The following is a 12,490-nucleotide window of genomic DNA, read 5'->3' on the forward strand; positions in this document are numbered from 1 at the left end:
AGAGTCGAGGTCAGCCCGCCGACCGCTTTCTCACAGCCGATCGCGACACTGCTGACAATGGGCAAAGCCTGCCTGGAAAACGCGCCCAGCCGGCGCGGTCAGGCGTCCGTCCGGGTAGCGCGTGCAGGCTCTTCAGATCTCGACGAGATGATCGTCCAGCTCATTGGCGTCGCCCGACGTCACCGGGAAATGCTCGGCCAGCACCGCGCCGACCTGCCCGATCGCCTTGACGAAGCCGTCGGCGAGCCGGTCGTCACCGGCATGCTGCAGGAGATCGCGCACCACGCCGTCCCAGACATGCTGGCCGACCTTGCTGTCGATGCCCGAATCGGCGACCACTTCGGCATAACGCTCGGCGATCGACACGAAGACCAACACGCCGGTGCGCGCCGTGGTGCGGTGGACATTGCGGGCGAGGAACTGCCTGAGCGCATTGTGATGTGCCGCCTGATAACGCTGCCGGCGCGGCACCAGATGGATGCGCAAGCCCGGCAGCGCCCACAAAAGCACCAACACCGAGGCCAGTGCCAGCAGTTGGACAATGACGAAATGCGGCAGCCGGATCGACAGCCACCAGGCTTCCAGCCCATAAGCGACGGCGAGGCTGGCAATCAGCATGCCCGATGTCGCCATGAAGGCGGCGGGAAAGAAATAGCCGTCGCTGGCATGCGCAACGACGCAGTAGATCTCGCCGTCGGTTTTGGCCTCGGCCGCGCGGATCGCGGTGGCGATGCGCTCATGGTCCTGTGGGCTGATCGGTCGTGTTGCCATCTTCTCTCACCAGCTCCCTGAAGACCCGCCACCGCCAGACGAACCGCCGCCGCCTGAAAACCCGCCGCTGCTTGAGCCCGAAGACCAGCTGCTGCCCGAACTTCCCGATGACCATCCGCTGCCCGACGACGAACTTGTTGTCCAGCTGCTGGAGCCCGAGGACGATCCGCTCGGCCCCTGGCCGTAGCGAAAGGTCATGCCCAGCCATTTATACACGCCCGGCGACAGCTTGGTGCCGAAGATCGGCGGCAGGAAGGCCATCGCCAGGCCGCCGAAGAACATCGCCGCCCACAGGATCAGGAAGACCGCGACGACGGGATCGATGGGCGTGCTGCGGTCGGCCGGGTTGCGCTTGCCGCGCGCCTCCAGTTCTTCCGGGTTGCCTTCCAGCACCATGACCATGTCGTCGACGGCCTTGGAAATGCCGCCGGAGAAATCACCGGCGCGGAACGCCGGCACCATGTCGTTTTCGATGATCAGTTTGGTGTGCAGGTCGGTCAGCGTGCCTTCCAGCCCGTAGCCGACCTCGATGCGCATCTTGTGGTCGTTCTTGGCCACCAGCAGAAGCACGCCGTTGTTTTCGCCGGCCTGGCCGAGTTTCCAAAAGCGGAACAGCCGGTTGGCGTAGGATTCGATCTCCTCGCCGTCGAGGCTGTTGATCGTGGCGACGACGATCTGGTCGGAGCCTTTGGTCTCGAAATCGGCCAGTCTTTGGGTGAGCGCCGCCTCGGTCGCGGCATCGATGATGTCGGCATTGTCTACCACGCGTCCCGCGAGGGCGGGCAGCTCCGCTGCCAGCGCCGCGACGCTGACGAGCAAGACCAGCAAGGCAGCGCCGGTCATCGTGGCGAAGCGGCCATGCCAGGGATTGGCGATGCGTGTTGTCATCTCGTCACCAGCTTCCCGAGGAGCCGCCGCCGCCGGACGAACCGCCGCCGCCGGAAAAGCCGCCACCACCGCTTGAACCCGACGACCAGCCGCCCCCGCCCGAAGACCAGCCGCCGCTGGACGACCGCCGGCCCGGCTCGAATGTCATGCCGAGCCAGCGATAGCGGCCGGGACCGAGTTTTTGGCCGAAGATCGGCGGCAGGATGGAGGCGGCCATGCTGCCGAAGAAGATGATTGCCCAGATGCTGATGAAGACGCCGAAGAACAGATTGTCGGTATTGATGGGCGGCTTCTGGTTGCGCTCGCCGCGCGCCTCCAATTCCTCCGGATTGCCTTCCAGCACCATCACCATGTCGTCGACGGCCTTGGAAATGCCCCCGGAGAAATCGCCGGCGCGGAACGCAGGCACCATGTCGTTTTCGATGATCAGCTTGGTGTGCAAATCGGTCAGCGTGCCTTCCAGCCCATAGCCGACCTCGATGCGCATCTTGCGGTCGTTCGGCGCCACCAGCAGCAGCACGCCGTTGTTTTCCTTGGCCTGGCCGAGCTTCCAGAAGCGGAACAGCCGGTTGGCGTAAGGCTCAATCTCCTCGCCGTCGAGGCTGGGGATGGTTGCGACGACGATCTGGTCGGAGCCTCTGGTCTCGAAGTCGGCGAGTTTCTGGGTGAGCGCGGCTTTGGTGCTTGCATCGATGATCCCGGCATTGTCGACGACGCGGGCGGTCAGCGCGGGGAGGTCGGCGGCGAAGGCGGTGAGGGGCAGGAAGACGGCCAGAAAGGCGAGAAGAACACCAAGGTTGGCGTTCCTTCGCGTCCCCCTCTGTCCTGCCGGGCATCTCCCCCGCAAGGGGGGAGATTGGCAGCTTCCTCGTCGACCCATCCCTTCAAACGTTGGCGATTGGCGAAAGCCAAAATGACAGCCGATCTCCCCCCTTGCGGGGGAGATGTCCGGCAGGACAGAGGGGGGTGTGAAGGAACGCAAGGCTGGCAAAGGCCAAGCTCACCCAGACGTCATCACCCGCCCTGCTTCGTGCCGAAATCGACCTTCGGCGGCTGCATCTTGTCTTCTTCGACGGTGAAGTTGGCGAAGGGCTCGTTGCTGCGGAACCAGAAGGTTGCCCATAGCACCGACGGAAAGGTCCTCAGCGTCAGATTGTAATCCTTGACCGCCAGGATGTAGTCGCGCCGCGCCACGGCGATACGATTCTCGGTGCCTTCGAGCTGCGCCTGCAGCGCCAGGAAATTCTGGTTGGCCTTGAGGTCGGGATAGGCCTCCGACACCGCGATCAGCCGCGACAGCGCGCTGGTCAGCCCTGATTGCGCATCCTGGAACTTCTTGAGCGCTTCGGGGTCCTTCAGCGTTTCCGGCGTCACCGTGATCTGCGTCGCCTTGGCGCGCGCTTCGACCACCGCATCGAGCGTGTCCTTTTCATGCGAGGCATAGCCCTTCACCGTCTCGACCAGATTGGGAATGAGGTCGGACCGACGCTGATACTGGTTCAGCACCTCGCTCCATGCCGCCTTGGCGTTTTCCTCCGCCGTCGGGATGGTGTTGAAGCCGCAGCCGGCGAGCAGAGGCAGCACGACGGCCATCATCAGCACGGCCGGCAGACTGCGGAAAGGGAAGGCAAGGCGCTGGGCAAACATGGTGAGGTCCCTCGACAGAAGTTGCATGCGAAGCATTAGCACAATCCGCGCTCAAGAAAATGTCTGCCGCTGGCGCGCATTCCTGGCGCGCATTCATGCGCCGGCGAAGCCCTGTGATTGATCGCGCGAACACGATATGGTTGCCGGCAAACAGGACAGGATCATGGCGGAACGCCGCGACGATGACAGCGAATCGCGCCGCATTATCGAGCGCGTGGCGAACGAGGGCGGCCTTGGCGGCGCATCGCTGGTGTCACGGGCAGCGAAAGGCGCCCGCGATCATGTTACCGCAGCCGAGGCCGACCGATCCGATCCGATCGAGGTCTGGGGCACCCGCATCGGCCGCACACTTGGGCTCATCGTCGCCCTCGGCCTTTTGATCTGGCTCGTGTACTACGTCTCCCGGGGCAGCTAGAGCATGATCCTGAAAAGTGGGAACCGGTTTTCTCGGACAAGCGGGAACCGTTTTGTCCGGAGATCATGCTCCAACCAAAGAGATAGATCAGGATGACGATTCAACGAAAAATTATCCGTATCTAGGATTTTCCATGAACAGCGAAAAAGCCGACGCGCCGCGCGCGGTCATCGTCATTTCCAGCCATGTCGCCCGCGGCTCGGTCGGTAACCGCGCCGCCGTGTTTGCGCTGGAGACGCTGGGCTTTCCGGTGTGGGCGGTGCCGACGGTCATCCTGCCCTGGCATCCGGGCCATGGCCGCGCCACGCGCATCGTGCCGCCGCTCGACCAGTTCAAGGCGCTGATGGCCGATCTCGAGCGCGCGCCCTGGCTGGGCGAGGTGGGCGCGGTGCTGTCGGGCTATCTCGGCGAGGCCGGCCAGGCCGAGGCCGTCGCCTCGCTGGTTGCGGCAGTCAAGGCCAAGACGCCGGACGCGATCTATATATGCGATCCGGTGATGGGCGATTCCGGCGGGCTCTACGTGCCCGAGCTGACGGCCGCCGCCATGCGTGATCGACTGATGCCGATCGCCGACATCGCCACCCCCAACCGCTATGAGCTGGAGTGGATGGCCGGCGCGCCTTTGCCCGATCTGAAATCGGTGATCTCGGCCGCCCTCCATGCCGGACCGTCAACAATGCTGGTGACGTCGGCACAGTCGATGATGACCGGCGGCACCGGCAATCTGCTGCTTGACGGCACCCAGGCGCTGCTGGCCGAACACCGCCTCATCGACAAGCCGCCGAATGGCCTCGGCGACCTGACTGCGGCCGTCTACCTCGCCCGCATCCTGTCGGGGCAGCCGCCGATCAAGGCGCTGCAATCGACCACCGCCGCCGTCTACGAAATCCTGGCGCGAACCGCCAAGCGTGGCGGCGACGAGCTGCAGCTTGAAACCGATGCCCAGAGCCTGTCGCACCCGATGGCGATGGTGCAGCTGCGCCACCTCACGCATCCGGGGCGGGACCGCCGGGCGTGACGTCGACCGTGGTCGTCGGCGCCGACGGCTGCAAGGCCGGCTGGATCGCCGTCCGCCGCGATCTGGATGCCGCGCCGTCAGTCCGCGTCTTTCCCAGCTTTGCGGCCCTGCTCGACGCCTTGCCCGCCGATGCGACAGTGGCCGTCGACATGCCGATCGGCCTGCCGGACGTCTCGCAAAGAGGCGGGCGCGGGCCGGAGACCTTGGTACGGCCAATGCTCGGAGCACGGCAATCCAGCGTCTTCTCTATCCCGTCCGGCGCGGCCCTCTACGCCGACATCAGCGACTTCACCACGGTCGAGGCCTGGTATGAGGCGCATCGGCGCGCCAGCGAGGTGGCCAGGGCGACCTCCGATCCGCCACGCGGCGTCTCGATCCAGGCCTTCGGCATCTTTGCCAAGATACGCGAGATCGACGCGCTGCTGATCGCACGTCCGCAACTGCGCCGCCGCGTCTTCGAATCGCACCCCGAAGTGGCCTTCTGCCGGCTGAACGGCGAAAAACCGATGACGCTGCCGAAGAAGATCAAGGGCGCAGTCAATCCTGCCGGGATGGAAGAGCGCAAGGCACTGCTCTGCCGGCACGGCTATACCAGAGCTTTCCTTGACCAGCCGCCGCAACGCGGTGCTGCCGCCGACGATTTCCTCGACGCCGCAGCGATGATGCTGATTGCCGGACGCATTGCCGGCGGCGAGGCAAAGCCGTTTCCCGACCCGCCGCTTGCCGACCGTTTGGGCATTCCCCTGGCGATCTGGGCGTGAGGCAAGCGGCGAGCCATGCGTGCGGCATGGCGATTTGCGACGAAGCCATCCGCAATTCGGCATTGCCCGCGACGGGCATTTGCCGTTAGAGCCTTTCTAACTTGAAATGAGCTGCCGTCGCTAACCCCGAAAGGCTTCATCCCTAGCCCATGCCCCATCTCCCCGAACATCTTTGGACCGGCTACCGCAACTTCATGAATGGCCGCTATCTCACCGAGAGCGGACGCTATCGCGAGCTCGCCCGCGAAGGGCAGGCGCCCGAAACCATGATCGTTGCCTGCTGCGATTCCCGCTCTGCCCCCGAGGCGATCTTCGACGCCGGTCCGGGCGAACTGTTCGTCCTGCGCAATGTCGGCAATCTGGTGCCGCCCTATGCACCGGACGGCGAGTTCCACTCGACCTCGGCCGCGCTCGAATTCGCCGTGCAGAGCCTGAAGGTGAAAAACATCGTGGTGATGGGCCATGGCCGCTGCGGCGGCATCCGCGCCGCGCTCGACACCAATTCGGCGCCGCTGTCGCCCGGCGACTTCATCGGCAAATGGATGAGCCTGATCGCGCCGGCGGCCGAAACCGTTTCGTCCAGCACGTTCATGACGGCAACCGAACGGCAGACGGCGCTGGAGCGGATTTCCATCCGCTATTCGATCGCCAATCTCAGGACCTTCCCTTGCGTCTCCATCCTCGAAGGCAAGGGGCGGCTGTCGCTGCATGGCGCCTGGTTCGACATCTCGACCGGCGAGCTCTGGGTGATGAACAAGGACACTGGCGACTTCGAGCGGCCGGATTTGACGTAGACCCATGATCCCGAAAAGTGGGAACCGGTTTTCGGATAAGGGCATGGTCAAATAAGAGGAGGCAAGAATGCGGGTTTGGCCTGCGATCGCTTTCGCCGTAGCGGCGCTGCTGATTTCGCTCGTCCCTGCCCGCTCCGATGACGGCGCCATTATCGACCGCTGGTATTCGGCGCTGCTGGTCGCCGATCGCACCGAATTGTCGGACCTGCTCGCCGACGATGTCCGCATCAAGCTCGACGATCTCGGCGTCGTGCAGTCGAAGCAGGAGTTCATCGCGTCGATCGACGAATGGAAGGGCGCGGTCGCCGGCGCCGAAATCCGGCATCGCGTCGAAAAGAGCGAGGCCGGCGTCACCACTGTCATCGCCTGCTATGATTTCCCCAACAATGACATGCTGATGCAGGAGACGTTCGGCGTCACCGGCAACCGCATCACCGCCAGTTCGCAAGCGGCGATCGCGGAAAATTGCGACGGCTTCTGACGCGGGCTGGAACGGCCGCGCTGTTGCGCCGCGCCAGTCATCGCCCTACATCGGTCAGCAAGCTCCGCCAATCATCGAAAGATCCCCCATGCCGTCCACGAAAACCGTCGATCTCGCCGCCCATCCGCTGACCAAATGGCAAGGGCCGCTCGGCCTGCCGGATTTTGCCAGCATCGGCGACGACGATTTCTCCTCGGTGTTCGACGCGGCGCTGAAGGCACATGAGGCCGAAATCGATGCGATCGCCGGCAACAAGGATGCGCCGACCATCGAGAATACGCTGGCAGCCCTCGAGCTCGCCGGTGAGCCGCTCGACCATGTCTCGTCGATCTTCTGGTGCCGGGCCGGCGCCCACACCAACGATGCGATCCAGGCGCTGGAGCGTGAGATCTCGCCGAAGATGTCGCGGCATTTCTCGGCGATCTCGATGAACGAGAAACTGTTTGCCCGCATCGACGACCTCTACCAGCGCCGGGAGACGCTAAAACTCGACGTCGAGACGCTGCGGGTGCTGGAGAAGACCTGGAAAGGCTTTGTGCGATCGGGCGCAAAACTCGACGCCGACGGCAAGAAGCGGCTGGCCAACATCAGCGAGGAGCTGTCCTCGCTCGGCACGACCTTCGGCCAGAACGTGCTGGCCGACGAGCGCGACTGGGCGCTTTTCCTCGACGAGGCTGATCTTGCGGGCCTGCCGGACTTCGTGAAGAGTTCGATGGCCGAAGCCGCCGAGACGCGCGGCCAGAAAGGCCGCTACGCAGTCACCTTGTCGCGCTCTATCTATGAGCCGTTCACGACCTTCTCCGAACGCCGCGACCTGCGCGAGACCGCCTTCCGCGCTTTCACCATGCGCGGCCAGAACGGTGGCGCCAGCGACAACACCGCAGTGGTGCGCGACATGCTGAAATTGCGCGCCGAAAAGGCCAGGCTGCTCGGCTATGCCTCGTTCGCCGCGCTGAAGCTCGACGACACCATGGCCAAGACGCCGAAGGCGGTGCACGACCTCCTCGACCCGGTCTGGGAGAAAGCGCTGGAGAAGGCCGCCGCCGACCAGAAGGAGCTGGAGCGGCTGGCGACCAAGGCAGGCAGCAACGAAAAATTCGCCGCCTGGGACTGGCGCTTCTACCAGGAGAAATTGCGCGCCGAAAAATTCGACTTCGACGAGGCGGAACTGAAACCCTATCTGCAACTCGACCGGGTCATCGACGCCTGCTTCGACGTCGCCACAAAACTGTTCGGCATCACTTTCGAGGAGAAGAAGGGCATCGCCGCCTGGCATCCCGACGCGCGCGTCTTCGTGGTGAAGAACGCCGATGGCAGCGAGCGCGGCCTGTTCCTCGCCGACTATTTCGCCCGATCCTCGAAGCGTTCTGGCGCCTGGATGAGCGCGCTGAAGTCTGGCTACAAGCTTGGGGATGGCTCAAAGCCGGTGATCTACAACATCATGAACTTCGCCAAGCCGCCGGCGGGGGAAGCGGCGCTGCTGTCGGTCGATGAGGCCAAGACCCTGTTCCACGAATTCGGCCATGCTTTGCACGGCATGCTGACCGACGTCACCTGGCCGTCGGTGGCGGGCACCTCGGTTTCCCGCGATTTCGTCGAACTGCCTTCGCAGCTCTACGAGCACTGGCTGACGGTGCCCGCAGTGCTGGAAAAGCATGCGCTGCATGTTAAGACCGGCAAGCCGATGCCGAAGTCGCTGCTCGACAAGATGCTGGCCGCCCGCACGTTCGGCGCAGGTTTCGCCACGGTCGAGTTCACAGCGTCGGCGCTGATCGACATGGCGTATCACGCGCGGCCGGATGCGCCGGCGGAACCGCTGCGTTTCGAAGCCGAAACGCTGGAAAAGCTTGATATGCCCGGCACCATCGCCATGCGTCATCGCACCCCGCATTTCGGCCATATCTTCTCAGGCGACGGTTATTCAGCCGGCTACTATTCCTACATGTGGTCGGAAGTGCTCGACGCCGACGCCTTCGCCGCCTTCGAGGAGACCGGCGATCCCTTCAACCCGGCGCTGGCGGAACGGCTTCGGAAGAATATCTATGCCGCCGGCGGGTCGAAGGATCCGGAGGAGCTGTACACGGCGTTCCGCGGCAAGATGCCTTCGCCGGAAGCGATGATGGTGAAGCGGGGATTGCTATAGCGCCGCCTTGTCTCCCCCCTCGAGGGGGAGATGGCCGCAAAGCGGCCAGAGGGGGTCGGTCCGACTGGGCTCGACCTCCTGCGGCAGATGAAGGTCGGCGCTTCACGCGCGAGGACCCCCTCTGTCGCCTTTGGCGACATCTCCCTCTCAAGCGGGGAGATCACCAGCGCCAAGGGTCAGCCACCCGTGGCCACACCGGCCGCGTCAGCTTCCTGTAATCCGTCACCGCCGGATTGCTCGGATACGAACTCGGCGCCGAGACATAAATAATCTCCGCCGCGATCGGTTCAAAGCCGGCGTAGAAATGGTTGGTCGACTTGATCAGCAATATGTCCTTCGACAACGGATCGACGCCGATGTTGGAGAAAATATCCGGCTCGAAGGTCTGCGTGCGGTTGGTGTTGAGGATGATGTCGATTCCGGTGCCTTCGAGCCGCACCAGCGCCGTCGGCCCGAGCGTCACCCGGCTTGGCCCGAAGCTCTGCCAGCCCTCGGGGACGGCTTTCAACACCTTGACGCGCGCATCGATCGGTTCGCCGGCCAGCGGCCCGGCCTTGCCGCCGAAGCGCAGGTCGATGACGGCGCCTTCGCCTGCCGCCTGGCAAAATGTGACAGCAATCGGGTCCCAGATCGTCGCCACGCCAAAATTGTCCACGCCCTGTTCCAGCATGGCGCGCAGCACGACCGTACCGTCGCCGGCGACGCCACCGCCGGGATTGTCCCAGATGTCGGCAATCACAACCGGCTTGCCGGGATTTTCCTTGCGCACGGCCAGTGCCCGCGCGATGCCGTCCTCGGCGTTCAGCATCGTCATCGCCGTCCTTTCGCGGATGGCGTAAAGCTCGTGCCCTAGCCTCTCCGCCAGCGCATCGCCCTTGGCCTTGTCATTGTCAGTGACGACCAGGATGCGCGTGCCCATTTCCGGCACGTCCGCGGCCATGAAGCCATGGATGACCGAGACCGACAGCACGCCGTCCTTGCCGTGCAGCGCCTTGATGCGGTCGACGAAGGAGCGCATCGGCTCGCGGCTGGTCGGCAGCACCTGGATCATGCGGCAGTCGAACGTCGAGATCACCGGCTTGATCTCGTCACGCGCCGCCGCCAATCCAAGCTCGACGACATGTTCGCCGCGCTCATAGAAGTCGGTGTGCGGGAATTCGAGGAAATAGGCCATGACATTGCATGCCGCGACGCGCTTTGGGGTCAGATGACTGTGCGGGTCGAGCTCGACCGCGATCACCACGTCGGGCCCGACGATTGCGCGAACCCGTTCCAGCAGATCGCCTTCGCAATCGTCATAGCCTTGCGCCACCATGGCGCCGTGCAGGCCGAGGATGACGGCGTCGACCGGCAAGGCTGCCTTCAACTGGCCGAGAATCTCGTCGCGCAACGCCTCATAGGTCTGCCGCTGCACCAGCCCGCCCGGCTCCGCCCAGGTGGCGGTGCCTTCGATGACGGTCAGCCCTTCGGCAGCCGCACGCCGGCGCAGCGCGACCATCGGCGAGGAGCACAAGGTCGGCGTGTCTGGATGCTTGCCCGGCCCGGCATAGAACGCCATCTCGAACGACGCCCGGTCGGTCGGCACCGGCGAGAAGGTGTTGGTTTCGGTCGCCAGCGAGGCGGTGAAGATGCGCATGAAAGCTCCGTTGTGAATGGCGCCGTTATTTGACCGCCCCGAGCGCCAGCCCGCGGACGAGATAGCGCTGCAGCCAGATGAACAGAATCGCCACCGGCAGCGTCGCCAGCAGCGTCGCCGCCATTACATGGTGCCATTCGATCGTGTAGCGGCCGGCGACCAGCGAGAACACCTGGATCGGCAGCGTGTAACTTTCCTGGCTGCGCAGCATTGTGAGCGCGACGACGAACTCATTCCATGCGTTGATGAAGGTGAAGATGGCGGTCACCGCTATTGCCGGCAGGCAAAGCGGCAGAAACACTTTTCGCAAGGTCAGCCATCGGCCGGCGCCTTCCATCCACGCTGCTTCCTCGAGATCGCGCGGGATGGTGTCGAAATAGCTTTGCAGCATCCACACGGTGAAGGCGACGTTGAAAGCCATGTAGATGACGCCGAGCGCGGTCGTGGATTCGATCAGACCCCAGGCCGCCATCAGCCGGAACAGGCCGAGCACCAGCACGATCGGCGAGATCATCTGCGAGATCAGCAGGAACTGGCGGAAGGCGCCATAGCCGGCAAAGCGAAACCGCGACATGGCATAGGCGGCCGGCACCGAGATCAGGATGGCGCCGACGGTGGCGATAACAGAGACATAGAGCGAATTGGCCAGCGCCTGGCCAAAGCCGGTCGCCGACCACATGTCGGCAAAATTCGACCAGTCGAATTCGCTTGGCCACCAGGTCGGCGACAGCACCTCCTGCCTTGGCTTGACCGCGGTCAAAAACATCACGGCAAACGGAAAGATCGTCACCACGAGCAGCGGCGAAAGCAGCAGCCAGGCAATGATCGTGCGCTTCAGCTTGGGCGTCATGCGCGTTGCTCCCGCATGGCGAGGCGCACATAGATCATGGTGAAGATCAAAAGGATGGCGAACATCAGCAGCGACACTGCCGATGCTTCCCCCAGTTTGCCGATGCGGAAGGCCAGCTTGTAGAGATGGGTGACCAATATGTCGGTCGAGTTGGCCGGCCCGCCCTGCGTCATCACCCAGATGATCGGGAAGGAATTGAAGACGTAGATGGTGTTGAGCACGATGGCGATGTTGATGAACGGCTTCAGCAGCGGAAAGGTGATCTCGCGAAACTGCTGCAGTGGCGTCGCCCCCTCCAGGGCCGCCGCCTCGTAGAGGTCGTCGGGGATCGACGACAGGCCGCCGAGGAAGATGGTCGTGGTGAACGGTACCGTCACCAATATGCCGATCAGCACCTGCATCGGGAATGCCGTCTCGGCGCGCGCCAGCCACTGGATGTTCTCATGGATCAGGCCAAGCCCGATCAGCGCCGAGTTCAGCATCCCGCTTTCGCCGTTGAGCGCCCAGCGCCAGACCACCGCCGTCATCGTCAGCGACACCGCCCAGGGCAGCATGATGATGACGCGGGCAATGCCGCGGCCGTAGAAATCGGTATTGAGGATCATCGCCACGGGGACGGACAACAGCAGCGCGCCGCCGACCACCAGCACGGTCCACAGGCCGGTGCGCCAGAGTGCCGCCAGGAAATCGGGATCGGCGAGGAAGGCGGAATAATTGGCGAAATCGTTGAAGTCCCGCAGCTGCCCAAAACGGCTGACATCATGCGTCGATATCTGGATCAGGTCCCAGACCGGCCAGAAGATGACGACTGCGGCCAGAAACAGGCTGGGCAAGGTCAATAAATAGGGCAGGTAACGATTTTGCATCGGCCGGATTCGTACCGTGTTGGACATAAGTGGCGCTGGCGCGCCAGCTCGGATCAATCTCGCATATCGGTCTAAGGCAGCGCTTCAGGGTTTGAATCTCCTGCGGACGTTTGCGCTGCCCCTCACCTGCCTGCCCATCCTCCGCAGCGGTTGCGGAAGGGAGCCCTTCCTCTCCCCCGTTGATCGGGGGAGAGGTGTCGAGCGAAGCTCGACGGAGTGG

Annotated in this window: 13 protein-coding genes; 6 read left to right on the forward strand and 7 right to left on the reverse strand. The window is 63.9% G+C overall.

Going from position 1 to position 12,490, the window contains the following annotated elements; translation table 11 throughout:
- Positions 1-132 precede the first annotated feature (132 nt).
- The 4 genes from NKH54_RS28770 to NKH54_RS28785 form a co-directional block, all read right to left on the reverse strand.
- On the reverse strand, positions 133-771 hold the full coding sequence (locus tag NKH54_RS28770; RefSeq protein WP_023668621.1) for a TPM domain-containing protein: 639 nt from the start codon (positions 769-771) through the stop codon (positions 133-135).
- 6 nt (positions 772-777) lie between these two features.
- Positions 778-1,614, reverse strand: coding sequence for a TPM domain-containing protein (locus NKH54_RS28775; protein ID WP_502907578.1), 837 nt, complete (start codon positions 1,612-1,614; stop codon positions 778-780).
- Between the two features lie 49 nt (positions 1,615-1,663).
- Complete coding sequence (locus NKH54_RS28780; RefSeq protein WP_353029465.1) at positions 1,664-2,506, reverse strand: TPM domain-containing protein; 843 nt, start codon at positions 2,504-2,506, stop codon at positions 1,664-1,666.
- A 167-nt stretch (positions 2,507-2,673) separates the two neighbouring features.
- The gene (locus NKH54_RS28785; protein WP_023681434.1) at positions 2,674-3,306 is read right to left on the reverse strand and encodes a LemA family protein; all 633 of its coding nucleotides are present in this window, start codon (positions 3,304-3,306) and stop codon (positions 2,674-2,676) included.
- A gap of 163 nt (positions 3,307-3,469) precedes the next feature.
- Here NKH54_RS28785 and NKH54_RS28790 point away from each other — a divergent pair, with 163 nt between their 5' ends.
- The 6 genes from NKH54_RS28790 (at position 3,470) to NKH54_RS28815 (ending at position 8,918) form a co-directional block, all read left to right on the forward strand.
- Positions 3,470-3,721, forward strand: a complete 252-nt coding sequence (locus NKH54_RS28790) for a hypothetical protein (RefSeq protein WP_023732941.1) — start codon at positions 3,470-3,472, stop codon at positions 3,719-3,721.
- A gap of 133 nt (positions 3,722-3,854) precedes the next feature.
- Positions 3,855-4,739, forward strand: coding sequence for a pyridoxal kinase PdxY (gene pdxY, locus NKH54_RS28795; protein ID WP_352653421.1), 885 nt, complete (start codon positions 3,855-3,857; stop codon positions 4,737-4,739).
- A complete protein-coding gene (locus NKH54_RS28800; RefSeq protein WP_353029466.1) occupies positions 4,736-5,500 on the forward strand; it encodes a DUF429 domain-containing protein in 765 nt (254 codons plus the stop codon). The genes pdxY and NKH54_RS28800 overlap by 4 nt, the downstream gene beginning before the upstream one ends.
- Positions 5,501-5,649: 149 nt before the next feature.
- Positions 5,650-6,294 (forward strand): carbonic anhydrase, encoded by a 645-nt coding sequence (locus NKH54_RS28805; RefSeq protein WP_023681438.1) that lies wholly within the window; start codon positions 5,650-5,652, stop codon positions 6,292-6,294.
- 67 nt (positions 6,295-6,361) lie between these two features.
- Positions 6,362-6,775 carry a hypothetical protein gene (locus NKH54_RS28810; RefSeq protein WP_023737935.1) on the forward strand — a complete coding sequence of 138 codons (414 nt, stop codon included), beginning with the start codon at positions 6,362-6,364 and terminating at the stop codon, positions 6,773-6,775.
- Positions 6,776-6,863: 88 nt separating this feature from the next.
- Positions 6,864-8,918: a M3 family metallopeptidase gene (locus NKH54_RS28815; protein WP_353029467.1), complete on the forward strand. Its 2,055-nt coding sequence runs from the start codon at positions 6,864-6,866 to the stop codon at positions 8,916-8,918.
- Positions 8,919-9,078: 160 nt separating this feature from the next.
- Here the strand turns inward: NKH54_RS28815 and NKH54_RS28820 are convergent, their stop codons facing one another.
- The 3 genes from NKH54_RS28820 to NKH54_RS28830 are packed head-to-tail and all read right to left on the reverse strand — an operon-like array spanning position 9,079 to position 12,270.
- Positions 9,079-10,554 carry a M81 family metallopeptidase gene (locus NKH54_RS28820; RefSeq protein WP_353029468.1) on the reverse strand — a complete coding sequence of 492 codons (1,476 nt, stop codon included), beginning with the start codon at positions 10,552-10,554 and terminating at the stop codon, positions 9,079-9,081.
- Positions 10,555-10,579: 25 nt separating this feature from the next.
- The gene (locus NKH54_RS28825; protein WP_023755954.1) at positions 10,580-11,404 is read right to left on the reverse strand and encodes a carbohydrate ABC transporter permease; all 825 of its coding nucleotides are present in this window, start codon (positions 11,402-11,404) and stop codon (positions 10,580-10,582) included.
- Positions 11,401-12,270: a carbohydrate ABC transporter permease gene (locus NKH54_RS28830; protein WP_023726098.1), complete on the reverse strand. Its 870-nt coding sequence runs from the start codon at positions 12,268-12,270 to the stop codon at positions 11,401-11,403. Before NKH54_RS28830 ends, NKH54_RS28825 begins: the two co-directional genes overlap by 4 nt.
- Between the last annotated feature and the right edge of the window lie 220 nt (positions 12,271-12,490).

This window comes from Mesorhizobium sp. M1004, assembly GCF_040318795.1.
In the GTDB taxonomy this organism is placed as follows: domain Bacteria; phylum Pseudomonadota; class Alphaproteobacteria; order Rhizobiales; family Rhizobiaceae; genus Mesorhizobium.